At 71.7% G+C, this 23577-nt stretch carries 24 protein-coding genes; 14 read left to right on the top strand and 10 right to left on the bottom strand.

The window, feature by feature from the left end; all coding sequences use genetic code 11:
* Position 1 precedes the first annotated feature (1 nt).
* The 4 genes from FK529_RS16770 (at position 2) to FK529_RS16755 (ending at position 2725) form a co-directional block, all read left to right on the top strand.
* Positions 2-1180 carry an erythromycin esterase family protein gene (locus tag FK529_RS16770; RefSeq protein ID WP_146563324.1) on the top strand — a complete coding sequence of 393 codons (1179 nt, stop codon included), beginning with the start codon at positions 2-4 and terminating at the stop codon, positions 1178-1180.
* A 7-nt stretch (positions 1181-1187) separates the two neighbouring features.
* Complete coding sequence (locus tag FK529_RS16765; RefSeq protein WP_146563322.1) at positions 1188-1508, top strand: DivIVA domain-containing protein; 321 nt, start codon at positions 1188-1190, stop codon at positions 1506-1508.
* 111 nt (positions 1509-1619) lie between these two features.
* The gene (locus FK529_RS16760; RefSeq protein ID WP_068532479.1) at positions 1620-1787 is read left to right on the top strand and encodes a DUF3117 domain-containing protein; all 168 of its coding nucleotides are present in this window, start codon (positions 1620-1622) and stop codon (positions 1785-1787) included.
* Positions 1788-1861: 74 nt separating this feature from the next.
* Complete coding sequence (locus tag FK529_RS16755) at positions 1862-2725, top strand: putative RNA methyltransferase (RefSeq protein WP_146563320.1); 864 nt, start codon at positions 1862-1864, stop codon at positions 2723-2725.
* 13 nt (positions 2726-2738) lie between these two features.
* Here the strand turns inward: FK529_RS16755 and glgA are convergent, their stop codons facing one another.
* Positions 2739-3920, bottom strand: a complete 1182-nt coding sequence (glgA, locus tag FK529_RS16750; protein ID WP_146563318.1) for a glycogen synthase — start codon at positions 3918-3920, stop codon at positions 2739-2741.
* Between the two features lie 167 nt (positions 3921-4087).
* On the opposite strand from glgA, the gene glgC reads away from it, so the two are divergent.
* Entirely contained in the window at positions 4088-5305 is a 1218-nt protein-coding gene (gene glgC / locus FK529_RS16745; RefSeq protein WP_146563316.1) for a glucose-1-phosphate adenylyltransferase, read from the top strand.
* A 30-nt stretch (positions 5306-5335) separates the two neighbouring features.
* Here the strand turns inward: glgC and FK529_RS16740 are convergent, their stop codons facing one another.
* The gene (locus FK529_RS16740; RefSeq protein WP_146563314.1) at positions 5336-6145 is read right to left on the bottom strand and encodes an alpha/beta fold hydrolase; all 810 of its coding nucleotides are present in this window, start codon (positions 6143-6145) and stop codon (positions 5336-5338) included.
* A gap of 238 nt (positions 6146-6383) precedes the next feature.
* Here FK529_RS16740 and FK529_RS16735 point away from each other — a divergent pair, with 238 nt between their 5' ends.
* Positions 6384-7847, top strand: a complete 1464-nt coding sequence (locus tag FK529_RS16735) for an HNH endonuclease signature motif containing protein (RefSeq protein ID WP_146563312.1) — start codon at positions 6384-6386, stop codon at positions 7845-7847.
* Between the two features lie 43 nt (positions 7848-7890).
* Here FK529_RS16735 and FK529_RS16730 read toward each other — a convergent pair whose 3' ends face one another.
* Genes FK529_RS16730 through cofD form a run of 3 tightly spaced genes read right to left on the bottom strand, consistent with a single transcriptional unit; the run spans position 7891 to position 10899 of the window.
* Entirely contained in the window at positions 7891-8448 is a 558-nt protein-coding gene (locus tag FK529_RS16730) for an NUDIX hydrolase (protein ID WP_146563310.1), read from the bottom strand.
* Between the two features lie 7 nt (positions 8449-8455).
* Complete coding sequence (locus tag FK529_RS16725) at positions 8456-9838, bottom strand: coenzyme F420-0:L-glutamate ligase (RefSeq protein WP_146563418.1); 1383 nt, start codon at positions 9836-9838, stop codon at positions 8456-8458.
* Positions 9839-9873: 35 nt separating this feature from the next.
* Complete coding sequence (gene cofD, locus FK529_RS16720) at positions 9874-10899, bottom strand: 2-phospho-L-lactate transferase (protein WP_146563308.1); 1026 nt, start codon at positions 10897-10899, stop codon at positions 9874-9876.
* 349 nt (positions 10900-11248) lie between these two features.
* Here cofD and FK529_RS16715 point away from each other — a divergent pair, with 349 nt between their 5' ends.
* Positions 11249-11575: a WhiB family transcriptional regulator gene (locus FK529_RS16715; RefSeq protein WP_146563306.1), complete on the top strand. Its 327-nt coding sequence runs from the start codon at positions 11249-11251 to the stop codon at positions 11573-11575.
* 60 nt (positions 11576-11635) lie between these two features.
* On the opposite strand, the gene FK529_RS16710 is transcribed toward FK529_RS16715, so the two are convergent.
* Complete coding sequence (locus FK529_RS16710) at positions 11636-12136, bottom strand: metallopeptidase family protein (RefSeq protein ID WP_146563304.1); 501 nt, start codon at positions 12134-12136, stop codon at positions 11636-11638.
* 101 nt (positions 12137-12237) lie between these two features.
* Between FK529_RS16710 and FK529_RS16705 the strand changes: the two genes are divergently transcribed.
* The 4 genes from FK529_RS16705 (at position 12238) to manA (ending at position 16669) form a co-directional block, all read left to right on the top strand.
* On the top strand, positions 12238-12723 hold the full coding sequence (locus tag FK529_RS16705; RefSeq protein WP_146563302.1) for a DUF3499 domain-containing protein: 486 nt from the start codon (positions 12238-12240) through the stop codon (positions 12721-12723).
* A 125-nt stretch (positions 12724-12848) separates the two neighbouring features.
* The gene (locus FK529_RS16700) at positions 12849-14219 is read left to right on the top strand and encodes a phosphomannomutase/phosphoglucomutase (RefSeq protein ID WP_146563300.1); all 1371 of its coding nucleotides are present in this window, start codon (positions 12849-12851) and stop codon (positions 14217-14219) included.
* A 69-nt stretch (positions 14220-14288) separates the two neighbouring features.
* Positions 14289-15431 (top strand): tobH protein, encoded by a 1143-nt coding sequence (locus tag FK529_RS16695; protein WP_146563298.1) that lies wholly within the window; start codon positions 14289-14291, stop codon positions 15429-15431.
* Positions 15431-16669, top strand: coding sequence for a mannose-6-phosphate isomerase, class I (manA, locus tag FK529_RS16690; RefSeq protein WP_146563416.1), 1239 nt, complete (start codon positions 15431-15433; stop codon positions 16667-16669). The genes FK529_RS16695 and manA overlap by 1 nt, the downstream gene beginning before the upstream one ends.
* Before the next feature lie 13 nt (positions 16670-16682).
* Here manA and FK529_RS16685 read toward each other — a convergent pair whose 3' ends face one another.
* The gene (locus tag FK529_RS16685; RefSeq protein WP_146563296.1) at positions 16683-16886 is read right to left on the bottom strand and encodes a hypothetical protein; all 204 of its coding nucleotides are present in this window, start codon (positions 16884-16886) and stop codon (positions 16683-16685) included.
* Positions 16887-17071: 185 nt separating this feature from the next.
* On the opposite strand from FK529_RS16685, the gene FK529_RS16680 reads away from it, so the two are divergent.
* Positions 17072-18568 carry an amino acid permease gene (locus tag FK529_RS16680; RefSeq protein ID WP_146563294.1) on the top strand — a complete coding sequence of 499 codons (1497 nt, stop codon included), beginning with the start codon at positions 17072-17074 and terminating at the stop codon, positions 18566-18568.
* 132 nt (positions 18569-18700) lie between these two features.
* On the top strand, positions 18701-20176 hold the full coding sequence (gene ahcY / locus FK529_RS16675; protein ID WP_166436432.1) for an adenosylhomocysteinase: 1476 nt from the start codon (positions 18701-18703) through the stop codon (positions 20174-20176).
* Between the two features lie 3 nt (positions 20177-20179).
* Here ahcY and FK529_RS16670 read toward each other — a convergent pair whose 3' ends face one another.
* Genes FK529_RS16670 through FK529_RS16660 form a run of 3 tightly spaced genes read right to left on the bottom strand, consistent with a single transcriptional unit; the run spans position 20180 to position 22735 of the window.
* Complete coding sequence (locus FK529_RS16670; protein WP_146563292.1) at positions 20180-20935, bottom strand: Rv0361 family membrane protein; 756 nt, start codon at positions 20933-20935, stop codon at positions 20180-20182.
* On the bottom strand, positions 20922-21449 hold the full coding sequence (locus FK529_RS16665; protein ID WP_146563289.1) for a DUF1003 domain-containing protein: 528 nt from the start codon (positions 21447-21449) through the stop codon (positions 20922-20924). Before FK529_RS16665 ends, FK529_RS16670 begins: the two co-directional genes overlap by 14 nt.
* The gene (locus FK529_RS16660; protein WP_146563287.1) at positions 21446-22735 is read right to left on the bottom strand and encodes a magnesium transporter MgtE N-terminal domain-containing protein; all 1290 of its coding nucleotides are present in this window, start codon (positions 22733-22735) and stop codon (positions 21446-21448) included. Before FK529_RS16660 ends, FK529_RS16665 begins: the two co-directional genes overlap by 4 nt.
* A 49-nt stretch (positions 22736-22784) precedes the next feature.
* Here FK529_RS16660 and FK529_RS16655 point away from each other — a divergent pair, with 49 nt between their 5' ends.
* Positions 22785-23303 carry a YflT domain-containing protein gene (locus tag FK529_RS16655; RefSeq protein ID WP_146563285.1) on the top strand — a complete coding sequence of 173 codons (519 nt, stop codon included), beginning with the start codon at positions 22785-22787 and terminating at the stop codon, positions 23301-23303.
* Positions 23304-23577: the final 274 nt, after the last annotated feature.

Raw genomic sequence — 23577 nt, 5'->3', positions numbered from 1 at the left:
AATGAATTCCGATCAGGTCGACGTCATCTCCTTCCTCGCCGCCCAGCCCACTCCGACCCGACTCCTCGCCCTCGGCGAACCGATGCACGGCTCCGAGGAGATCCTCCGCGCGCGCAACGCCGTCGTCCTGGACCTCGTGGAGCGCGGCGGCTACCGCTCGATCGCGATGGAGTCCGACCTCCACCGCGCGCCCTTGGTGAACGACTACCTCGCCGGCGCGGACCTCGACCTCGCGCGCGTGCTCGAGGACGGTTTCAGTCACCCCTACCTGCACCGCCTGGAGGCAACGCGCGAGCTGCTCCTCCGCCTGCGCGAGATCAACCGGACGCTGACGATCCCCGTGCGGTTCTACGGCTTCGACGGCCCGATGGAGATGGCCGCTGCGCCGAGCCCGCGCGCGTTCCTCCTGCGCCTGCGGGCCGCGCTGGCCGACGTCGCTCCGGGCGTCGTCCGCGAGGCGGAACTCGACGGCCTGCTCGGCGACGAGGGCCGGTGGACTGAGGAACGCGCCATGTACGAGGCGGACCGGGGCGTGGGGCGGACCGTCGACGCCGACACGGTGCGCGTGCTGACCGACGACCTGTGCGCCGTCCTGGATGTGCATTCCCCCGTCCTCGCCGCTCCGGCGGACGACTGGTGGTGGCTGCGGGCCGACGCCGCCACCGCCGTCGGCCTGCTGCGCTACCACGCGATCATGGCGACCGACACCCCCGATCGGCTCGCGCGGCTGAGCGCCCAGCGGGACGCGATGATGGGCCGCAATCTGGTGGCGATCGTTCGCCGCGAGGAGCCGCGCGGCGGCACCGTCGCCCTCGCGCACAACCTGCACCTGCAGCGCGGGGCGAGCGAGATGCGGATGGGGCCGCGTCCGGTGCGCTGGTTCGGCGGCGGCGCGCAGGCGGCCGTCCGCCTCGGCGACGGCTATCGGTACGTGGCGACGGCCATCGGCGCCGCGCCCGCGCACGGACTCGCTGCGCCGGCGCGGGGCACCGTCGAGGGAGAGCTGGGTCGCGAGCAGGGCGGCCGGCCCCGCCTGTACACAGGGCCGGAGCTCGCAGAGCGGCTGCGCGGCGCGTCCGCCCGGACCGACCGGGACGCGCTCGGGGCCTACTTCCCGCTGGAGCCCGCGCGGCTGGCGGAGACCGACGGTGTCCTCTTCCTCCCCGAGATTCGGGCATGATGGCCCCATGGTGATCGTGTTGTACGCCCTGGGACTGCTGGCCGTCGCGGCCGTGCTGTACGGCGTGGCCGCGTTGGTCTTCGGACGGGGCGACGACACCCCGCCGCTGGAGACCGGCGGCACGCCGACGGTGCTGCCCGCCGAGGACGTCGCGGGCGCCGATGTGCGCGCCCTCCGGTTCCAACAGGTGGTACGAGGGTACAAGCCCGCCGAGGTGGACTGGGCCCTCGAACGGCTGGCGCGGGAGATCGACGTCCTGCGCGCCCGCCTGGCCGCGGAACGGGGCCCAGCGTCGGCCACGACCGAGCTCACCGGCGAGGCCGATTAGGTGCCCGTTGCCAGTGGTCCGCACCGATCGGTGCAGCGCACAGGCTAGAATATGGAGCGGACCCGCTGCGGGCTGCGCTCGGGTGGGTGAAGGATCTGAAGGGAGCAACGGATGGCGGCTATGAAGCCACGTACGGGGGACGGCCCCTTGGAAGCGACCAAGGAGGGGCGCGGGATCGTGATGCGCGTACCCCTGGAGGGTGGTGGACGCCTCGTAGTGGAGCTCACGCCGGACGAGGCCGCTGCGCTCGGCGAGGAGCTGCGCGGCGTCACGTCGTAGCCCGTCGTCCTGCTCTACCTCGAAGATCCCGCGCGGTGTGACCGTGCGGGATCTTCTCGTTCCCAGGGGATCCCATGGTGCACGTTCCGCCCGGCCTGACCGCCGTCCTGCCCGCGCTGGCCTGTCCGCACTGCGGCGGAGGATTCGACGCCGACGCCGGCACGCTCCTGTGCCCCGCCGGGCACGCCTTCGACGTGGCCCGCCAGGGCTACGTGTCGCTGCTCGCCGGCGACGCGAGCGGCCTCATCGCGGACGACGCCGCGATGATCGCTGCGCGGGAGCGGTTCTTCGCAACGGGCCACTACGAGGAATTCCACGCCGCGGTGGCCGCCGCCGCCGCCGGGGCGCCCCCGGGCACCGTCCTCGACTGCGGCGCGGGGGAGGGCGAGTACCTCGCGCGCGCCTGCGCGGCCCGCGCCGTGGACGGGCTCGGCGGCACCGGCATCGGGCTCGACCTCTCGAAGCCCGCCGCCCGGCGCACCGCCCGGCGGGGGCCGTTGATCGGCGCCGTCGTCGCGAACGGCTGGGCGAGGCTGCCGGTCGCCGACGGTGCCGTCGCCGCGGTGCTCTCGGTCTTCGCGCCCCGCAACGCCGCCGAGTTCGCCCGCGTCCTCGCGCCCGGCGGCCGGCTGGTGGTGCTCACGCCCGGGCCGCGGCACCTGCGCGAGATCGTCGAACCGCTCGGGATGATCTCCGTCGAGGAGGGCAAGGTCGCCAGGCTCGACGGTGCGCTGCACGACTTCTCGCTCGTCTCCCGCGAGAGGCACGAGTGGGTCATCGACCTCACCGCCGAGGCCGCCGCCGATCTCGTCGCGATGGGGCCCAGCGCGCACCACGGCGCACCGCAGGAACGCGCCGCCGCGATCGCCCGCCTCACCGCGGACGGCACCGCCGCGGTGACGGCCTCGGGGACCGTCAGCGTCTACGCGGCGCGGTAGCGGCCGGGCCCGGTCAGCCCCGCGCGGCGATCGCGTGCCGGTAGACGTCCAGCGTCTGCGCGGCGATGGACGCCCAGCTGAAGTCGGCGACGGCCCGCGCGCGACCGGCCGCGCCGTACGCGGCGGCGCGCGCCGGATCCGCGCACAGGGCGTTCACGGCGTCGGCGAGGCCCGCCTCGAAGGCGCCGGTGTGCGCCTCGTCGTAGTGCACCAGCGTGCCGGTCTCGCCGTCCACGACAACCTCGGGGATGCCGCCGACGTCGGAGGCGACGACGGCGGTGCCGCACGCCATGGCCTCGAGGTTGACGATGCCGAGCGGCTCGTACACCGAAGGGCAGACGAAGACCGTCGCGGCGCTGAGGATCTCGCGGACCTTCGGCGTGGGCAGCATGTCCTGCACCCAGTGCACGCCGTCCCGGGACTCGGCCAGCGCGGCGACGGCGTCGGCCGTCTCCGCGGCGATCTCGGGGGTGTCCGGGGCGCCGGCGCACAGCACGAGCTGGATGTCCGGATCGAACCGGTGCGCGGCAGCGATGAGGTGTTTGACGCCCTTCTGCCGGGTGATCCGGCCGACGAAGGCGACGATCGGGCGATCCGGGTCGATGTGGCGCTCCACGAGCGGCGAGTCCTCGCCGAAGGTGGGAGCCGGGTGCCAGACCTCGGAGTCGATGCCGTTGAGCACCACGTGAACCCGCGCTGGATCGAGGTTCGGGTAGGCGTCGAGCACGTCGCTCGCCATGCCCCGGCTGACGGCGATCACGGCATCCGCGTACTCCACGGCATTGCGCTCCGCCCAACTCGAGAGCCGGTAGCCACCGCCCAACTGCTCGGCCTTCCACGGGCGATGCGGCTCGAGGGAGTGCGCGGTGAGGATGTGCGGCACGCCGTAGAGCTGAGCGGCGACGTGCCCGGCGAGGCCCGTGTACCAGGTGTGGCTATGCACCACGTCGGCCTCGGCGGCGAGGTTCGCCATCCGCAGGTCCGTGGAGAACATCTCGAGCGCGGTGTTCGCGCCGGCGAGCTCAGGATCCGGACCGGAGACGGTGACGCCGTCCATGTCCGGCCGGGGCGCGCCCATGCAGTGCACGTCGACCTCGCACAGGCTGCGCAGGCGCGCGACGAGCTCGGTCACGTGGACGCCCGCCCCGCCGTACACCTCCGGCGGGTACTCCCTCGTCATCATCGCTACGCGCATGGCCACCACGCTAGAGCGTGCCGGGGCTGCACGCAGAAGGTTCGAGGCAGCCCGAGCGGTGCGGTTCACCTGTGGTTCTCCGCCCGGACGCCTGTGCATGGCGGTGGATCGGCGTGCACTGGCGCAGAGCGCTGCACGGGCGCCCGGATTGGGGTTAGCGTGGACCCGTGAGCAACCAGCCTCGAGTCCTGGGAATCGTCCTCGCCGGCGGCGAGGGCAAGCGCCTGTATCCGCTGACCGCGGATCGCGCGAAGCCCGCGGTGCCCTTCGGCGGGTCGTACCGACTCATCGACTTCGTGCTGTCGAACCTGGTGAACGCCGGGTATCAACGATTGTGCGTGCTCACCCAGTACAAGTCGCACTCGCTGGACCGGCACATCAGCCAGACGTGGCGCATGTTCGGCTTCCGCGGCGAGTACATCACCCCCGTGCCGGCGCAGCAGCGGGTGGGCAAGCGCTGGTTCACGGGGAGTGCGGACGCGATCTTCCAGTCGATGAACCTCATCACCGACGACGATCCCGACCACATCGTGGTCTTCGGCGCGGACCACGTGTACCGCATGGACCCGTCGCAGATGGTGCAGGCGCACATCGAGTCCGGCGCGGGCGTCACCGTCGCGGGCATCCGCGTGCCGCGCGCCGAGGCGAAGGCCTTCGGCTGCATCGAGTCCGACGAGTCCGGCCGCATCACGCAGTTCCTGGAGAAGCCGGCGGACCCGCCCGGCACCCCCGACGACCCCGAGGTCGCCTTCGCGTCGATGGGCAACTACGTCTTCAGCAGACAGGCCCTCGTCGAGGCGATCATCGCCGACGCCGAGAACCCGGACTCGGATCACGACATGGGCGGCGACATCATCCCCGCGTTCGTGGCCCGGGGCGAGGCCGCCGTCTACGACTTCAGTGACAACGAGGTGCCCGGCGCCACCGAGCGCGATGCCGGCTACTGGCGCGACGTGGGCACCATCGACGCCTTCTACGACGCCCACATGGACCTCGTCTCGGTGCACCCGATCTTCAACCTCTACAACCGCCAGTGGCCCATCCGCTGCGAGAACGAGAACCTGCCCCCGGCGAAGTTCGCGCGCGGCGGACTCGCGCAGGAGTCCATGGTGGGCGCCGGCAGCATCATCTCCGGCGCGACCGTGCGCAACTCCGTCATCGGCGCCAACGTCACCATCGGCGACGGCGCGACGGTCGAGGGCTCCGTGCTCATGCCCGGCGTGAGGATCGAACCGGGCGCCGTGGTGCGTCGCGCGATCCTGGACAAGAACGTCGTGGTGGGGCGCGGAGAGATCCTGGGCGTGAACCTCGACCGCGAGCGCGAACGGCTCAACGTCTCCGCCGGTGGTGTCGTCACCGTCGGCAAGGGCATCCGGATCGGCTGAGGCGCTCGGGGCGGGGACTCCGAACGGTCGTCAGGCCGCGTCGTCGGCGCGGGCGAGGAGTCCGTGCGAGGAGCCGCGCAGGATGACGTCGACGACGGCGTCGGCATCGTCGGACATGGGGACGTGACCGCTGCCGGGAAGCCAGACGTGCTCGGCCTGCGGCAGCAGGCGCCGCGCGCGCCGGGCCTGGTACGGGAAGAGGACGCGGTCCTGCGTGCCCCACGCGATGGTGACGGGGATGTCGGCGGCGATCTCGGCCTCGAACGGGAACGCGACGCCGATGATGTCGCGGAGGGCGTGCCGCGCCTCGACCATGTTCCGGAGGTCACCGAGCACGCGGTCGGCGGCGAGGCGCTCGCCGTGCGTCATCAGTGACGCGAGCATCAGGCGCCGGCCGATGCCGTTGCGCGTGAGTAGCGGCGCGAGCGGTGCCGCCAGCCGGCCCGCGGCGATCAGTGCGGTGAAGTGAGCGCGGATCAGCAGGAAGTCCCTGTCGTCGTGCCAGAAGCCGGCGGGGGAGAGTCCTGTCGCGCTGCTGACGATGCCGCTGGCCGCCGCCTCGAGCGCGATGCGTCCGCCCAGGGAGTTTCCGGCGATGTGCGGCCGGACCAGCCCCAACTCGTCGAACAGCTCCTCCAGGTGCTGCTGCAGGGCCTCCGGGACCGTCCGTCCCGCGAGGTCGAGCGCGGGGGACTCGCCGTGACCGGGAAGGTCGAGGAGGATGACCTCGCGGTGCTGCGCGAGCCGTTCGGCCACGGGGTACCAGGCCTGACGGCGGTGTGCGATCCCGTGTACCAGGACCAGCGGCTCGCCCGATCCGAATCGTTCGTACGCCAACATCGTGTGCCACCTCGTCGTGGTCGGCGCGGGCGGGCCCGCGCAGTCCGACGGTGCGCCGGACGGATTGTTCGGAGCGTACGGATCGATAGATGTCGACGCAATACCTCTCAGAAAAGGCGCGGGTGATGGTTCGTGGCGAGACGTGTTCGATCAATGTTCGAAAGTTATGTGATTGTGACCTTGTGAGCGAATTTCGAGGATAGGATGGGAGTCGTCCACCTGGGGAGGTGAGTGATGGATGAACAGCACTATTGGCGGGTACGGCGAGGCGGTGGGGGAACTCGAACACGCGGTCGCACGCGTGCTCGCCGAGGACCCGGCGCGGCTCGGGCCGGCGGAGCTGACCGACGCGTTGGGGCGGATCGAGACCGTCGCGCGGAGGCTCTCCGCGGTGCAGGTCGCGGTCGCCGCGGCGGCGAACGCCGCGGGAGTGCCGGGGCGGTGCGGATACGCCAACCTCAAGGTGCTGCTCCAGCGTCGCTACCGGCTCACCGGCGGCGAGGCGGCGGCGCGGGTGCGTGGTGTGCAGAACCGGGCGGCGCGGCAGCAGCTCAGCGGCGCCGTCAGCGAGCCGCGGTACCCGCTGCTCGCCGAGCATCAGCGTGCGGGCGCGGTGTCCGAGGGGCAGCTGGCCGAGATCGAGAAGGTGCTCTCGAAGGCGGCGCGCGCGGGTGCCGACGCCGAGGTGCTGTCGCTGATGGAGTCGATCCTCGCGGACGCCGCGCTCGATGAGCAGCCGCACGCGCTGTGGGCGGCCGGGCGGTACGCCATGTCCCTGCTCGACGCGCAGGGCGAGGAGCCCGACGATCGCCGGGCCCGCGCCCAGCGCGGCATCGACCTCGGACCGCAGAACGCGGACGACCTCACCAGCGAGATCGGCGGCGTCGTCACCGCGCCCGTGCGCGCCATGCTCGACGCGGTCTTCGCGAAGTGGGCGCGCCCCGGAATCAACAACCCGGCGGACGGCGACGATCGGCTCCTGGGTGAGGGCGGTGACGCCGCAGCGATGGCCGCGGCGGCCGAACGGGACGACCGATCGGCGTCGCAGCGGCGGCACGACGCGCTGTGCACTGCCCTCGCGAGCGTGCTGGATGCGGGACTCACGGGCGCGCACCGCGGTCTCCCTGCTGTCCCGATCGTGACGATGACCCTGGAGCAGGTCGAGGCAGAGGTCGGGGTCGCGACGACCGCGACGGGCGGGTCGGTCTCCGTGGCGGACGCCGTGGAGATCCTGCGAACGCACCCGTACTACGTCCTCCTGTTGGACGCGCACTCGCGGCCCCTGTGGCTCGGACGATCCCGGCGGCTCGCAACGGCGGACCAGCGGCTTGCTCTGGTCGGCGCCGAACGAGGTTGCACCGCACCGGGATGCGACAGCGCTCCGGCCTACTGCGAGGTGCACCACCGCGACGAATGGGCAGGCGGCGGAGCCACCGACATCGACAACCTCACGCTCGCCTGCAGCGGCGACCACCACAGTGTCGGACCGCCGGGCGCGGAGGCGGGTTGGGAGACGATCGCCGCGCCTCCGGGGAGCCGGTACGCGGGGCGCACCGTCTGGCGGCGTGGTGACGGGCCCGCTCGGGTGAACCACGCCCACCACCCCGACGAGCTCTACGAGGAGGCCCTGCGTCGATGGCGCGAGCGGAGAGACGAGGCGCTCGCGAGGTTGCGGGCCGCACGGATCGGAGAGGCGTCGTGATGGGCCGTGGGGCGCGGCCGTCGTGGATGGGCAGGGGCGAGGATCAATCCCGGGCGAGGGCGGCGCGCACCTGGTGGGCCACGGTGGTGTGCTCGGCGGACTCGGGGAGCGCGTCGACGGGCCACCAGCGGAGGTCGTTCGACTCGTCGCTGATCGCGAGCTCCGGCGTGCCGGCGCCCACGGCGAAGGCGCGGAAGCGGAGGTCCAGGTGGCGCGTCGCGACGCCGAGGGAGCACCGGATGGGGTGCGTATGCAGCGTGAGCAGGTCCGCGTCGAGGACGAGGTCGGCCAGCCCGGACTCCTCGTGCCCTTCGCGGAGCGCGGCGGCGGCCACCGTCGCATCGGTGCCCTCGCAGTGCCCGCCCAGCTGCAGCCACTCGCCGACCCGCGGGTGGTGGGTGAGGACCACGTGGGTGCGGGCTTCGTTGAGGATCACCACCGACGCCGTGATGTGGCCCGGCACGTTGGAGCGGGCGCAGGCGTCGGGTTGGGCGTCGAGGAAGGCGAGCACGGTGTGGCGCAGGGCGTCGTCGGCGTCGGTGCGGGCGTCGAACCGCGCGAGCACGTCGACGGCGGAGGCGTGCAGGGAGGAGAAAGTCATGCGCGGGCTACCTTTCGATCAGCATGTCGCCCGGCGGGAGCGGTGGCCGGGGTGCGGACAGCGCGCCCGGGTCCGCCGGGTAGCCGACGGCGATCGCGCCCGCGGGGCGGTAGTCGTCGGGGAGGCCCAGCGCCTCGCGCACGTTCTCGGCCGCGAAGATCGTCGATCCCACCCAGCAACTGCCGATCCCGCGCACGGCCAGCGCCACCAGCAGCGACTGCACCGCTGCCCCGACGGCCACGGTGAACATCGTCTCCTCGGCGGCGGTCCGCCGGGCGTCCGGGTAGTCGTGGGCGCCGTCGGGGACCATGAACGGGAGGATCAGCTCGGGGGCGTCGTAGAGCAGTTGGCCGCGGCGCACCCGCTTGGCGATGGACTCGGGCGTGCGCCCGTCGCCGGAGAGGTCCTGCGCCCACTGCTCCTTCATGGCGTCCAGCAATGCCGTACGCCGCTCCGCGTCCCGGACCCACACGAACCGCACGGGGTGCGTGTGGTGCGGTGCTGGGGCCGTCAGGGCCTCCGCGACGGCGTCACGGACGTCGTCGGCGGGCACCGGCTCGTCGGCGAAGGCGCGCACCGATCGCCGCACGAGGAGCGCCTGCCGGCGGGCGAGCTCGACACCGGTGTGGAACAGGTCGTCCTCGCCCGGGCGCACCAGGCCGCGGGCCGTCGCGAGCGGCGACCCCGCCTCGGGCGCGCGCACGGTGAAGCCGCGCACCACCGCGGCGGGAACACCGCCCAGCTTGCCCTTCACCAGGTCGGCGGCGGCGGCGAGTTCATCGGCGACGGCGATCTCGGTGACCACCAGGTCGTTGCCGTAGGCGTCGACCGCGCCCGCGTAGCCGTGCAGCACCTGCATGCCGGCGGCGCCGATCGCCGCGTCCGTCTGACCGTTCCGCCACGCGCGGCCCATGGTGTCGGTGACCAGCACCGCGACGTCCACGCCGAGGCGCTCGCGCAGCCCGGAGCGCACGGCGGCGGCGCTGCCGTCGGGATCCCGGGGCAGCAGGGCGACGGTGTCCGAGGCGACGTTCGACGCGTCCACGCCGGACGCGGCCTGCACGATGCCCAGGGGATTCTCGGTGATCCAGGTGCGGCCCTTGGTCGCCAGCACGCGCACCGACTCCTCGGCGATGAGCCGGCGTCGGAAGGCGTCCCGCTCCTCGGGGTCCGTCGGTGCGTCGAGCACCCGGCCCTCCGCCTTGGAGAAGACCTTCGAGGTGATGACGACGACGTCGCCGTCCGCGAGCCAGGGTGCGGCGGCGGCGAGGAGCGCGGCCACGTCGTCGCCCGGCAACACCTCGGGGACGCCGACCACGGGGAGGATCTCGAGCGACGCGGCGCCGTGGTCGCGGTCGGGGCGCGGCGCGGACCGCTCCGGGCCGACGATGCCGGGATCGTCCGCGTCGCCGTGCGCCGGCGTACTCACAGGCCCACCAGCTCGAGGGCCGCGTCGATCATCGCCGCGGTGGCCCGCGGCGAGCTCATGAGCAGCGGCACCGCGGCGACGGCTAGGCCGTCGATCGCGACGCCCGCGTCCTCCTCCGCGACGAGCCAGCCGTCGAGGATGCCGTTGCCGCTGCGGGCGCCGAAGTGCGCGCCGATCGCCTGCGCGCTGGTCTCGATGCCGAGCACCTCCAGGCAGCGGTCCGCCATGCCGCGCAGCGGTGCTCCGCCGATCACGGGGGAGATGCCGACGACCCGGGCCTTCGTCGTGCGCAGCGCCGCGCGGATCCCGCCCACCGACAGGATCGCGCCGATGGAGACCACCGGGTTCGACGGGGCGAGGAAGACCACGTCGGCCTCCTCGATGGCGGCGATCGCGGCCCGCGACGCCTGCGCCTTGCCGGAGCCGGCACCGTCCGCGCCGCCGACCTGGGCGAAGCCGAAGGTCTCGATGTCGGCGCGGTACCGCACCCACCACTCCTGGAAGTGGATGGCCTTCTTCGCTCCGTCGGTGGACTCGGGGTCCGCGACCACGACGTGCGTCTCGTGCCGGCCGTCGGTCGCGGGCAGCAGCCGCACCCCCGGCTGCCAGCGGTTGCACAGCGCCGCGGTGACGTCGGTGAGCGGGTATCCGGACGAGAGCATCTGCGTGCGGATCAGGTGGGTCGCGAGGTCGCGATCGCCGAGGCCGAACCAGTCGGGATCGGCGCCGTACTTCGCGAGCTCCTCCTTGGCGTGCCAGGTCTCGTCGCGGTGCCCCCACCCCCGCTGGGTGTCGATGCCCCCGCCGAGGGTGTACATGCAGGTGTCCAGGTCGGGGCAGATCCGCACGCCGTGCATCCACGCGTCGTCGCCCACGTTCACCACCGCGGTCACGGCGTCGCCGACGGCGCCGTCGGACGGGTGGTCGTCCCTGTCCGGGAACGGCGTCACCCCGAAACGCTCCCGTGCGCCCTCGAGGAACCGCGCACCGCCGACACCGCCCACCAGCACCGTCACCTTCACGGTTTCGAGGGTAATGCGCGCGGGGCGAGCGCCCTCGCGACGGGTATCGGCCGCTGAGAAGGTCGCGCGAACACCGATCGTCCTGGCATGATCGAGGGCGCGGCGCGCCTCGGTGGCGCGTCGGCGGGGGCGTGTGAAATATGACGCGGATCACATCTCAACCACGTGTCGAGGGCTCGCATTCGGGCATCCAGGTGGTATTGGCTGATTTCCCGGTTCAGCTTGACGTGGCAGCTTTGCACGTGTGTAATCACAACCGTGTCATTCAGTGCCGCGATCTTGGGTCGGCGCGGGGCATGCAGACCGAAAGACCATCGAACACCACGAAAGCAACGAGGGAGGCGGGCCGATGACGATCGACGCTCATCGTGAACCGTTCGGAAGCTTCTCCGGTGGGTCCAGCCGCGCGCACCTGAGTGTCGTGCCCGCGGGATTCGAGGAACTCTACGAGGCCGTCGAGGATCAGTGGCAGGACCGCGCGCTGTGCTCGCAGACGGACCCCGAGGCGTTCTTCCCCGAAAAGGGCGGCTCCACCCGCGAGGCCAAGCGCATCTGCCTGGGCTGCGAGGTGCGCAACGAGTGCCTCGAGTACGCCCTCCAGAAGGACGAGCGTTTCGGCATCTGGGGCGGTCTGTCCGAGCGCGAGCGCCGCAAGCTCAAGCGCGGCATCGTCTGATCGTTCCTCGCGTTGTGCCCGCTGTTCGCGCAGCGACGCGCACGACGGATCCGTCCGTGTTCAGAGCGCGTCCGGGCCGGCGATCAGGGTCTCCTCGGTCACGCCGAGATAGTCGCTGATCTGGTGGACCAGGATCGCGAGGATCTCATCGAGCAGATCCGCCTCCGTCTTCGCGCGACGTTGCAGCGGCCGGCGGAACAGGATCAGTCGCGCGCGCGTGCGATTGCCGCGCCGGTCGATCCCCACGGGCACCATGCGCGCCAACGGAATAGGGCCGTCGGCCTCCACTTCGACGGGCCACGACACCGCGTCCGGATCGTGCGGCAGGATCCCCGGCACGTCGTCGACGGCGATGTCCAGGTCGCTCAGCTTGTCGTGCCACAGCGAGTCGATCTCCGCGAACGCGTCGAGTACCGCCTCGTCGAAGTCCTGTGACCGCGTCCGGTGCGCCGGGAGGTCGCGGGGCACCAGCGGGCCGCGCATCCCGTGGCCACGGCGGTCCCGCGCCACGCGCCGCCGCATCTGCGCGCCGCCCTCGGGCGTCCGTCTCCTGCTTCTCATCGTGCTCTCAGTCTAGGCGGAACCGCCCCGCGCGGCCGTCGCACGGCGCCGTCCGGTGTGTCGGGGGCACGCCACCCGAACCAGGGGTTAACCTTCTTGCTGTGAACTCCGTCCGTCAGTGCTGCCGTCCCGGCTGCAGGAACTACGCCGTGGCGACGCTGACGTTCGACTACCGCCAGTCGATCGCGGTGCTGGGTCCCCTGGGAACCACGAGCGAGCCCCACTCCTGGGACCTCTGCGAGTTCCACGCCACCCGCATGACCGCGCCGCGCGGCTGGGAGATGCTCCGCAACCTGCCGGCGTACAGCGCCGCCTCCGTCGGCAACGCCGCCCTCGACGACGACCTCACCGCACTCGCCGACACCGTCCACGAGCGCGCGGTCCGCGAGCAGGGGCGCCACACGTCCGAGCCCGCCGATGCGCCCCTGCGCTCCCTGCCGCCGATCGGCGCGATGCGCCCGGTCCACGACGGTCTCGGCGGCCCCGGCGCCACGCCTTCCGCTCAGTCCGGCGGATCGGCACCCAAGCACGCCGCCCGGCCCGGTCGCCGCGGCCACCTGCGGGTGCTGCCCGACCCGGTCGACTGAGAGTCGCCCGAGAAGCCGTCATGCCCCCGCGCCGGATGCCGGTCCACGCCCCGTTTGCCGCTAGTGTTGGGGCTCCCGCACGGGCCCGCCGGTCCGTGTCTGCCGTTCACAGGAGGTCGTCGAGCGTGGTTCGAGCGCTGGAGTCGGTGCAGGCTGTCATCAAGGCGTACGACGTGCGCGGCCTGGTCGGGGAGCAGATCGACGAGGACTTCGTCCGCGACGTGGGCGCCGCGTTCGGTGCGCTCATCCGCGGTGAGGGCGCCACCGACGCGGTCGTCGGCCACGACATGCGCGACTCCTCGCCCTCGCTGTCCGCGGCCTTCGCCGAGGGGGTGACCGCGCAGGGCGTGAACGTCACCCTCATCGGCCTCGCCTCCACCGACGAGCTGTACTTCGCCTCCGGACTCCTCGACCGCCCGGGCGCCATGTTCACGGCGTCGCACAACCCGGCCGCCTACAACGGCATCAAGCTCTGCCGCGCCGGCGCCAAGCCGGTCGGGCAGGAGAGCGGCCTGCAGCAGATCACGGTGCAGGTGGCCGAGGGCGTCCCGTCGTACGACGGTGCCCCCGGCCGGGTGTCCGAGCGGGACGTGCTCGACGAGTACGGCGAGTACCTCCGGGGGCTCGTCGACCTGTCGGGCTCGCGCCCGCTGCGGGTGGCGGTGGACGCCGGCAACGGCATGGGCGGCTTCACCGTGCCCTCGGTCCTCGGCCCCGTCGAGGCGCTCGACGTGCGGCCGCTGTTCTTCGAGCTGGACGGCAACTTCCCGAACCACGAGGCCAACCCGCTCGACCCGAAGAACCTGGTCGACCTGCAGAAGTTCGTCGTCGAGCAGGGCGCCGACGTGGGCCTCGCCTTCGACGGCGACGCGGACCGCTGCTTCGTCGTCGACGAGAAGGGCGAGCCCGTCTCCCCCTCCGCGGTGACGGCGTTGGTCGCCGAGCGCGAGCTCGCGAAGAACCCGGGAGCCACCGTGATCCACAACCTGATCACGTCCAAGGCGGTGCCCGAGATCATCGTCGAGAACGGCGGCACCCCCGTCCGTACCCGCGTCGGCCACTCCTTCATCAAGGCGCAGATGGCCGAGACCGGCGCCGTCTTCGGCGGTGAGCACTCGGCCCACTACTACTTCCGCGAGTTCTGGGGTGCCGACTCCGGCATGCTGGCCGCGATGCACGTGCTGGCCGCGCTGGGTGAGCAGAGCAAGCCCCTCTCCGAGCTGATGCGCGGGTACGAGCGGTACGCCGCGTCGGGCGAGATCAACTCGACGGTGGCGGACCAGGGCGAGCGCACCCGCGCCGTACTCGATGCTTTCGCAGACGAAATCCAGAGCACCGATGAACTGGACGGGGTGACGGTACAGTTGGCATCGGGCGCCTGGTTCAACCTGCGCGCTTCCAACACCGAGCCGCTGCTCCGGCTGAACGTCGAGGCCGCGACTGCGGACGAGGTAGGCGCATTGACCGAGCGGATCTTGGCGATCGTACGTGCCTGATCGTGCAGTGCGCTCCGGCGGCCGTGACGGCGCCGGCGGACCGCAGCGCCGATGGGACGGGAGGAAGCCGTGACCGAGATGATCGGCGCCGGGGGCGGAGAGAGCGGGCCGCAGGTCACTGATCTCGATGATCCGGCTGGTCTGATCGCGGCCGACGTGGGCGGCCACCTGCGCGCCGCCGCGCTCGCGGGCGCGCAGGTACGCGCGGTCGCCACCGCCGTCGACGAGGGCGCGCTCGCCCAGCTCGACGACCTGACCCCACGGGCCGTGGTCGTGGTCTGCGGCGCCGGCCCCGCGGCCGCCGCCGCGGGCTTCGTCGAGGCCCTCACCGCCGGTCGGTTCGACGTCCCCCTCGTCCGCTCCACCGAGCTGCCGCCCTGGGTGGGCGCGCTCGACGTGGTCGTGGTCTGCGGCTTCGACGCGGGCGATCTCGTGCTTGCCCGCGCCATCGCCACCGCCGCGCGCCGCGGTGCCGTCGTCGTGGTCGCCGTCCCGATGGAGGGCCCCGTCGCCGAGGCGGCCGCGGGCCGCACCGTCGACCTCTCGCCCCGCCTGCGCGTGCCCGAGCGGTTCGGCTTCGTCGGCGTCGCCGCCGCGCTGCTCGCCGTCCTCGGCCGGATCGCCGGCACCGACCGCGGGGACGCGCCCGGCGAGGGCTTCCTGCACACTCTCGCCGAGACGCTCGACGACGAGGCGGTGCGCGGCGCGCCCGACCGGGACGTCGCGTCGAATCCCGCCAAGCGCCTCGCCGCCCGCATGACGGGCCGGCGGATCGCGCTCACCGCCGACACCGCGCCCGGCCTCGCCATCGCGGAACACGCGGCGTCGCAGGCGCTCACGCTGGGCGGGCAGGTCGTCGCCGCGGTCGGGCTCGCCGACGTCGAACTGGCCACGCCCGAGCTGGCGGCGGCGCCGTCCGGCGGGGCGCTGGAGACCGGTGCCGCGGCGGATCCGCTGTTCCACGATCCGTTCCTCGACGGTCCGGCGGCCCAGTCCCCGCTGCGGGTCCTGGTCCTGACCACGGAGCAGAGCGCTCCTCTGGTGGAGGCGCGCCTGCGCGCCCTGCCGGACGTGGCGTCGCTGCCCGTCGACGAGGGCGCCGAGCGCGCTCCGGCGGAGACGGGACCGCGCTCGGACGCGCGGGACCTCCTGGCACTGGCGGTACGGTTCGATCTCGCGTCGGTGTACCGGCGCTTGACGGGGGAGGCGTGATGCAGCGGATCGAGGGGATCATCCGGCCGTACGCCTGGGGCTCGCGCACGGTCCTGGCGACGATGCAGGGACGACCCGTGCCGTCGAACCATCCGGAGGCCGAGCTGTGGTTCGGCGCGCACCCCGCCGATCCGGCCAAGCTGTACGCCGCTGACGCCGCGACCGGCGGAGACCTGCTGTCCCTCATCAGCTCCGACCCGGACGGTCAGCTGGGCGCGCCCTGCCGCGCCCAGTTCGGCGACCGCCTGCCCTACCTGGCGAAGGTGCTCGCGGCCGACGAGCCGCTCTCCTTGCAGGCGCACCCGTCGAGTGAGCAGGCCGCGGAGGGCTTCGCCCGCGAGAACGCCGCGGGCATCCCACTGGACGCCCCGGAACGCAACTACCGCGACGCCGCGCACAAGCCCGAGGTCGTCATCGCCCTGAGCCGGTTCGAGGCCCTCGCCGGCTTCCGCGACCCGGCGGTCACCGTCGAACTGCTGCGCGCGCTGGCGGTGCCGGAGCTGGACAGCTACCTGGGCCTGCTCGCCGGGCAGCCGGATTCGCTGGGCCTGCGCGCGCTGGTCACGACCTGGATCACGCTGCCGCAGCCCGCGCTCGCGGTGCTGGTGCCGGCGGTGCTCGCCGGCTGCGTCCGGTACTTGGAGGGCGGTGCGGAGAGGTTCAAGGGCGAGGTCCAACTCGCGCTGACGCTGGGGGAGCGCTACCCCGACGACGCCGGTGTGCTGGCGTCGCTGCTGCTCAACCGGATCGTGCTCGAACCGGGGCAGGCGCTCTACCTCTCGGCCGGCAATCTGCACGCCTACGTGAGCGGCGCGGCCGTCGAGGTCATGGCGAACTCCGACAACGTGCTGCGCGGCGGGCTCACGCCGAAGCACGTCGACGTGCCGGAGCTGCTGCGAGTGCTGGACTTCACGCCCCGCGCGCCCTCGGATCTGGCGCCCCGCACCGCGACGGTGGGCCCGGAGGTCGTCTTCTCGACGCCCGCGCCGGAGTTCCGGGTCTCGCGGGTGCGGCTCGACGGGACCGCCCTCAAGCGCGCCGCGTCGGTGGAGCTGGACGCACGCGGCCCGCAACTGCTGGTCGTCACCGACGGGACGGTGACGGTGCGCAGTGCGGGCCGGACGATCGACGTGCCGGCGGGCAGCGGCCTGTGGATGGCCGCCGCGGACCCGGGCGCCGTGGTGACGGCCCACTCACCTGCGGCGGAGTTCTTCCGGACGCTGGTGGGCGGGCACTAGGCCACCGAACGGGTCAGCAGCCGCCGAGGTTCTCGTAGAACGTCTCGGGGATGTCGAAGGTCTGCATGTTCGCTACGGCGACCGTCTCCGGCTGGGCCTTGCTGAGCACGGCGAACGGCTTGCCGTCGCGCGTGAGCAGCACATCGTCTCCACCCTCGACGATGCTGAGGAGCTGGACGACGGTCTGATCGGTGGTGTGCGCGAAAGTCTTGGTCATAGGCCGACGGTAAGTGTTACTTGCCGGTACGCCAACACTTTTCACTTACCAACGAGTAACACCGGCGGGTAACTTGTTGCGCCCGCGCGGGCGGACGGCGGTGCCCACTCCGGCCGAAATGCCGCGCGGCCGTGAGGCTGTGGTGTTTGATGAGTCGTCACACCCGAGACGACACAGGAGCACGCATGGCCAACCCACTGCTGCGTACCAAATCGGTGGAACAGTCGATCGCCGACACCGAGGTGGTCGGTACCCGACTCAAGAAGCAGCTGACCGCCTGGGACCTCACGATCTTCGGCGTCGCCGTGGTCGTCGGTGCCGGCATCTTCACGATCGGCGCGTCGACCGCCGGCGACTACTCCGGACCAGCGGTGTCCGTCTCGTTCCTCATCGCCGCGATCGCGTGCGGCCTGGCGGCCCTCTGTTACGCGGAGTTCGCGTCGACGGTGCCCGTGGCCGGCTCGGCCTACACCTTCTCGTATGCCACGTTCGGCGAGTTCGCCGCGTGGATCATCGGCTGGGACCTGGTGCTGGAGTTCTCCATCGCCGCGGCCGCGGTCGCGAGCGGATGGTCGAGCTACCTCGGAACGGTCTTCGGCACCGGGCCCGCGGCGGTCCAGATCGCGGGACACACGATCGACTGGGGCGCCATGCTCATCGTCGCGGTGCTGACGGTGCTGCTCACGTTCGGCGCGAAGGTCTCCTCGCGGGTGTCCGCCGTGATCACCGCGATCAAGGTCGCCGTGGTGCTGCTGGTCATCATCGTCGGCGCCTTCTACATCAAGGGCGCGAACTACTCGCCGTTCGTCCCCGCGTCGGTGCCGGGTGAGAAGGCCGGGGTCACGTGGGACTCCACGCTGTTCCAGGCGATCTTCGGTAGCGGCTCGTCGTACGGGTGGTTCGGCGTGCTCGCCGGTGCCGGCATCGTCTTCTTCGCCTTCATCGGCTTCGACATCGTGGCGACCTCCGCCGAGGAGACGGTGAAGCCGCAGCGCGACGTGCCGCGCGGCATCCTGGGCTCGCTCGCGATCGTCACCGTGCTGTACATCGCCGTCACCGTGGTGGTCACCGGCATGGCGAGCTACAAGGACCTCGCGACGAAGGCCGGAGACGGCGGCGAGAAGAACCTCGCCTACGCCTTCTCGCTCAACGGTGTCGACTGGGCCGCGACCGTCATCTCCATCGGCGCGCTCGCAGGCCTCACCACGGTGGTCATGGTGCTGCTCATGGGCCAGAACCGCGTGCTCTTCGCCATGGCGCGCGACGGCCTGCTGCCGCGCCCGCTCGCCAAGACCTCCGCCCGCGGCGTGCCGGTGCGGATCTCGATCGGCGTCGGCGTCGTCGTCGCCATCCTGGCCGGGATCTTCCCGCTGAAGGAACTGACCATGCTGATCAACATCGGCACGCTCTTCGCCTTCGTTCTGGTGTCCATCGGCGTCATCGTGCTGCGCAAGCAGCGCCCTGACCTCAAGCGCGGCTTCACCGCCCCGCTGGTGCCGCTGGTGCCGATCCTCTCGGTCATCGCCTGCAGCTGGCTGATGTTCAACCTGACGATCGAGACCTGGGTCCGGTTCCTCATCTGGATGGCGATCGGCGTCGTCGTCTACTTCCTGTACTCGAAGAACAACTCGATCCTCGGCAAGCGCGAGCGCGGCGAGGTCGTCGAGCCGCTGGCCGACTGATCGGCGGGCCCCCGCACGCAGGCACGAGTACCGCGGCCGGAGCACCTGCTCCGGCCGCGGACCGTCGGAAACCCGACGCTCCGCGCGCAACTGCAACGGTCGGCGGGACCGTCGGACACCTGGAGCGATAGCCTGGGGAGCGTGACTTCTACGCTGACCGCCGATACGGCGAATGGAATCGACTTCAAGGTCGCTGACCTCTCTCTCGCGGAGGCGGGCCGCAAGCAGCTGAGCCTGGCTGAGCATGAGATGCCGGGTCTGATGGCGTTGCGTCGCGAGTACGCCGACGTCAAGCCGCTGCAGGGTGCGCGGATCTCGGGTTCGTTGCATATGACGGTGCAGACCGCGGTGCTCATCGAGACCCTCGTGGAGCTCGGCGCCGAGGTCCGCTGGGCCTCCTGCAACATCTTCTCCACCCAGGACGAGGCCGCCGCGGCCGTCGTCGTCGGCCCGCACGGCACCGTCGAGGCGCCGCAGGGCGTGCCCGTCTTCGCGTGGAAGGGCGAGACCCTGGAGGAGTACTGGTGGGCGGCCGAGCAGATGCTCACCTGGCCGGGCGAGCCCGCCAACATGATCCTCGACGACGGCGGCGACGCCACCATGCTCGTGCTGCGCGGCGCGCAGTTCGAGGCCGCCGGCGTCGTCCCGCCCACCGACGAGGACGCCGATAGCGCCGAGTACCAGGTGTTCCTGGCCCTGCTGCGTGAGTCGCTGGCCAAGGACGCCACCAAGTGGAGCACGATCGCGGAGTCGGTGAAGGGCGTGACCGAGGAGACCACCACCGGTGTGCTGCGGCTGTATCAGTTCGCGGCCGCGGGTGAGTTGGCGTTCCCGGCGATCAACGTCAACGATTCGGTCACCAAGAGCAAGTTCGACAACAAGTACGGCACCCGCCACAGCCTGATCGACGGCATCAACCGCGGTACCGACGTGCTGATCGGTGGCAAGAAGGTCCTCATCACCGGCTACGGCGACGTGGGTAAGGGCTGCGCCGAGTCGCTGGCCGGCCAGGGCGCGCGGGTGCAGGTCACCGAGATCGACCCGATCAACGCGCTGCAGGCGCTGATGGACGGTTTCGACGTGGTGACTGTCGAGCAGGCGATCGGTGATGCGGACATCGTGATCACGTCGACGGGCAACAAGGACATCATCCTGCTCGAGCACATGAAGGCGATGAAGGATCACGCGATCCTGGGCAACATCGGTCACTTCGACAACGAGATCGACATGGCGGGGCTGGAGAGGTCGGGTGCGGTGCGCCTGAACATCAAGCCGCAGGTGGATCAGTGGACGTTCGGTGATACGGGTAAGTCGATCGTGGTGCTGTCGGAGGGGCGGCTGCTGAACCTGGGCAACGCGACCGGCCACCCGTCGTTCGTGATGTCCAACAGCTTCAGCAATCAGGTGATCGCGCAGGTCGAGCTGTGGACCAAGCCGGACGAGTACGACAACGAGGTCTACCGCCTGCCCAAGCACCTCGATGAGAAGGTCGCGAAGATCCACGTCGAGGCGCTGGGTGGCACGCTGACCAAGCTCACCAAGGAGCAGGCCGAGTACATCGGCGTCGACGTCGAGGGCCCGTACAAGCCCGAGCACTACCGCTACTAGCGGCTAGCGCACCCGCGACGAACTGATACACACCTTCCACCCTCCGGATTCCTTCCGGAGGGTGGTCGTGTCCGTGAGGGAGCGCGAGACGACCGTCGACGAGCCCACCGGCGTCGAGGTCACCTCGGCCTCCGCCCTGCCCGCGTCGGCGTCCACCCGGACCTCGCCGACGATGACGTCCCAGCGCCCGTCCGGCCCGAGCAGCGTGTCGATCTCGGCGGCGAAGGTCTGCGAGGTGAACTGGGTCCGCAGCATCTGGACGTCGGCGGCGCAGCGTACGCCGATCAAGGCGGCGAGATCCCGATCGTTGAGGGTCTTGGTCTCGGCGGCGATCACGTCGCGGATCCGTTGCTCGTCGTCGGCGCCGCCGCGGTTCGCCAGGATGTACCAGGTGGTGCCGAGGATGATCGCGATGATCGCCACCGTCGCGCCGAGCACGATCGCCACCGACCGGTCCCGCGTCGGAGGCCCTGCCGGCGCGCCCGGGGCGTAGGGCGGCGGGCCGGGCACGGTCGTCGCGCCCCACCCGGGCGCGCCCTCGCCGGACGGTGCCGGCGCGACCTGGCCGGACGGTGCCGGGGCGACCTGCGCCGGTGCGCCGGTCACGGCGCGCCCCGTCAGGTACGGCGTGCCCGCGGAGGAGACGGGGCCGCCCGTGCCGTACAGCTGCGGCGGCCGCGGGGGAGCGATCCCGAGGCGCTGGTAGGTCTCCGGCGGCAGGACGGGGTGCAGCAGCTCGCGGGGGTCAGTCGGGCGCATCGGAGCTCCCCTCCGGGCGATGCTGTCGACGCTCGATCGACTGCAGCAGAGCGGTCAACGCATCCAGCTTCTCGTGCACCTCGTCGAGCTCGCGGCGCATGTAGTCGCGGCTCGCCGCCTCGCCCACGGCCAGGCGGACCGACGCCAGCTCGCGGGCCAGGAACTCCGTGTCGGCCTTGGTCTGCGCGGCGCGCATCCGGTCCTCGTCGAGCGAGACGCGGTCGCGGCTCTCCTGCCGGTTCTGCGCGAGCAGGATGAGCGGCGCGGCGTACGCGGCCTGCGTGGAGAACGCCAGGTTGAGCAGGATGAACGGGTACGGGTCGAAGTGGAACGTGAACCACAGGACGTTGAGCAGGATCCAGATGATCACGAACACGGTCTGGATGGCCAGGTAGCGGCCGGTGCCCAGGAACCGCGCCACCCGCTCCGCGCCCTGGCCGACCATGTCGTCGCCCAGGTTCAGCTGGAAACTGCGGCTCAGTCGCGGGGTGTCGAGCCGGGAACGTTCCTTCATCCGCTGACCTCCACGGTGCCCTCGTCCTGATCCTCGTCTCGCCAGTCCTCGGGGAGCAGGTGGTCGAGCAGGTCGTCCACTGAGACCGCGCCGAGCAGGTGGTTCTCCGCGTCGATCACCGGACCGGTGACCAGGTTGTACGCCGCGAAGTACCGGGTCACCGCGCCCAGCGGGTCGTCGGGCCCGAGCCGCGGCAGTTCGGTGTCCACCATGCCGCCCACGAGGTCGGCCGGGGGCTCGCGCAGCAACTGTTGCAGGTGCACCGTGCCCAGGTACCGCCCCGTCGGGGTGGCGGTGGGCGGCCGTACGACGAAGACCATGCTGGCCAGCGCCGGGGTGATGTCGGGGTTGCGGGCCCGGGCCAGCGCCTCGGCCACGGTGGTCGACGGAGTGACCACGATCGGCTCGGGGGTCATCATGCCGCCCGCGGTGTACGGGGAGAAGGTGAGCAGGCGCCGGACGGTGCCCGAGTCCTCCGGGTCCATCACCGCGAGCAGCTCCTCGCGCTGGCTGTCGGGCAGCTCGCCGAGGAGGTCCGCGGCGTCGTCGGGGTCCATCGCCTCGAGCACGTCGGCGGCGCGCGCCTTGGACAGGTGTGCGATCACCTCGGCCTGGTCGTCGTCGCCGAGCTCCTGCAGCACGTCGGCGAGCCGCTCGTCGTCGAAGGCGGCCGCGATGGACAGCCGACGCTGCGTCGGCAGCTCGCGCAGGGCCTGCGCGACGTCGGTGGCGCGCATGTCCTCGAACACCGTCAGAGCCTCGGCGATGTCGTGGTCGGCGCCGGTGAGGGCGGTCGTGGTGAAGCCGGAGACGTGGGGGAGGTCCACGATCTGGACGCCGCCGCGCCGGTTCCACCCGGTCGCGCGGATCTTCACGGCCAGCCGGTGCACCACCCAGTCGCGGGTGCGGGTCTGCTCGATCCCGACGTCGACCACGGTGGCGTCGGCCCCGTCGTACGGCTCGCCCGGCTCCTCGACGCGCACCTTGGTGCCGAGGAGCTGGCCCAGTGCGAGTGCCTCACCGGGGCGGATGTGCAGGCGGCGAAGGCTGACCGACCCGGTGTTGAGGGTCACCGCGGCGGGTTCGATGCTGGTCACGCGCAGCATCGGCACGAAAATGCGGCGGCGGTTCGCCAGCTCCACGGCGAGACCCAGCACGCGCGGGGCCTTACGGTCGGCGCGCAGCCCGAGCACCGCGTCGCGGACGCGGCCGACGGATTCCCCGTCCGGGCCGACGACGGGGAGGCCGGACAGCCGCGCGACGAATACTCTGGAGACAGCCGACATGGACTTCAGGGTAGTTTCGTTACGAATCGCATGTGAGGGAGGGCGTCGAATGTCGCAACCGTTACCCGGATCCGGGCCGCAGAACCAGCCGGGAGGGCCCGCCGGACGTGGCCTGCCGACGCCGCCGAAGGGCTGGCCGATCGGCTCCTACAGCACCTACGCCGAGGCGCAGCGCGCCGTCGACTACCTCTCGGACCAGCAGTTCCCGGTGCAGAACGTGACCATCGTGGGCGTCGACCTGATGCAGGTCGAGCGCATCACCGGCCGCTTGACCTGGGGCCGCGTCCTCAGTGCCGGCGCCGCCTCCGGCGCGTGGCTGGGCCTGTTCCTCGGCCTGCTCGTGGGCCTGTTCGTGAGCGGCGACGCCCTGGTGTCGACGATCATCGCCGGCGTCATCGGCGGTGTGGTCTTCGGCCTGATCAGCGCGTCGGTGCCGTACTGGGCCTCGCGCGGCACCCGCGATTTCTCGTCGACGATGCAGCTCGTCGCCGGCCGGTACGACGTGCTGTGCGATCCCCAGGTCGCGGAGCAGGCGCGCGACATGCTGGCGCGGCTGAACATCCAGTAGCGGCTGTCCAGCGGCGACGAACGCGCCGTGTCGAAAACCATCGGCAGTGGGGCGAGCTCACGCCGACGGGAAGTCCGCGTTCGCGCCACACGTCGCGGCGCTGCGTCTGATCTGCGGTGTCGCTCAGTGCCCGGCGTGAAGGGACCCGGCCGCTGAGCGAATCCGCGGGGTGTGCCGGTGGTCGTGCCCGATCCTGTGTGGCCCGGGTGGGCACGTCTGAAATGCACGGCCGCGACGATGTTCGCACTCGTAACGCGCGGAGCAGGGCTCGTTC

Origin of the sequence: Tsukamurella asaccharolytica (assembly GCF_007858435.1) — a bacterium.
Taxonomy (GTDB): domain Bacteria; phylum Actinomycetota; class Actinomycetes; order Mycobacteriales; family Mycobacteriaceae; genus Tsukamurella; species Tsukamurella asaccharolytica.
This window is presented reverse-complemented; position numbering and strand designations above follow the sequence as displayed.

What these genes read in the sequence shown, in the direction of transcription:
- FK529_RS16770 (WP_146563324.1), top strand. Translation starts at nt 2, where the DNA reads ATGAATTCCGATCAGGTCGACGTCATCTCCTTCCTCGCCGCCCAGCCC.
- FK529_RS16765 (WP_146563322.1), top strand. Translation starts at nt 1,188, where the DNA reads ATGGTGATCGTGTTGTACGCCCTGGGACTGCTGGCCGTCGCGGCCGTG.
- FK529_RS16760 (WP_068532479.1), top strand. Translation starts at nt 1,620, where the DNA reads ATGGCGGCTATGAAGCCACGTACGGGGGACGGCCCCTTGGAAGCGACC.
- FK529_RS16755 (WP_146563320.1), top strand. Translation starts at nt 1,862, where the DNA reads ATGGTGCACGTTCCGCCCGGCCTGACCGCCGTCCTGCCCGCGCTGGCC.
- glgA (WP_146563318.1), bottom strand. Translation starts at nt 3,920, where the DNA reads ATGCGCGTAGCGATGATGACGAGGGAGTACCCGCCGGAGGTGTACGGC.
- FK529_RS16740 (WP_146563314.1), bottom strand. Translation starts at nt 6,145, where the DNA reads ATGTTGGCGTACGAACGATTCGGATCGGGCGAGCCGCTGGTCCTGGTA.
- FK529_RS16735 (WP_146563312.1), top strand. Translation starts at nt 6,384, where the DNA reads ATGAACAGCACTATTGGCGGGTACGGCGAGGCGGTGGGGGAACTCGAA.
- FK529_RS16730 (WP_146563310.1), bottom strand. Translation starts at nt 8,448, where the DNA reads ATGACTTTCTCCTCCCTGCACGCCTCCGCCGTCGACGTGCTCGCGCGG.
- FK529_RS16715 (WP_146563306.1), top strand. Translation starts at nt 11,249, where the DNA reads ATGACGATCGACGCTCATCGTGAACCGTTCGGAAGCTTCTCCGGTGGG.
- FK529_RS16710 (WP_146563304.1), bottom strand. Translation starts at nt 12,136, where the DNA reads ATGAGAAGCAGGAGACGGACGCCCGAGGGCGGCGCGCAGATGCGGCGG.
- manA (WP_146563416.1), top strand. Translation starts at nt 15,431, where the DNA reads ATGCAGCGGATCGAGGGGATCATCCGGCCGTACGCCTGGGGCTCGCGC.
- FK529_RS16685 (WP_146563296.1), bottom strand. Translation starts at nt 16,886, where the DNA reads ATGACCAAGACTTTCGCGCACACCACCGATCAGACCGTCGTCCAGCTC.
- FK529_RS16680 (WP_146563294.1), top strand. Translation starts at nt 17,072, where the DNA reads ATGGCCAACCCACTGCTGCGTACCAAATCGGTGGAACAGTCGATCGCC.
- FK529_RS16670 (WP_146563292.1), bottom strand. Translation starts at nt 20,935, where the DNA reads ATGCGCCCGACTGACCCCCGCGAGCTGCTGCACCCCGTCCTGCCGCCG.
- FK529_RS16665 (WP_146563289.1), bottom strand. Translation starts at nt 21,449, where the DNA reads ATGAAGGAACGTTCCCGGCTCGACACCCCGCGACTGAGCCGCAGTTTC.
- FK529_RS16660 (WP_146563287.1), bottom strand. Translation starts at nt 22,735, where the DNA reads ATGTCGGCTGTCTCCAGAGTATTCGTCGCGCGGCTGTCCGGCCTCCCC.
- FK529_RS16655 (WP_146563285.1), top strand. Translation starts at nt 22,785, where the DNA reads ATGTCGCAACCGTTACCCGGATCCGGGCCGCAGAACCAGCCGGGAGGG.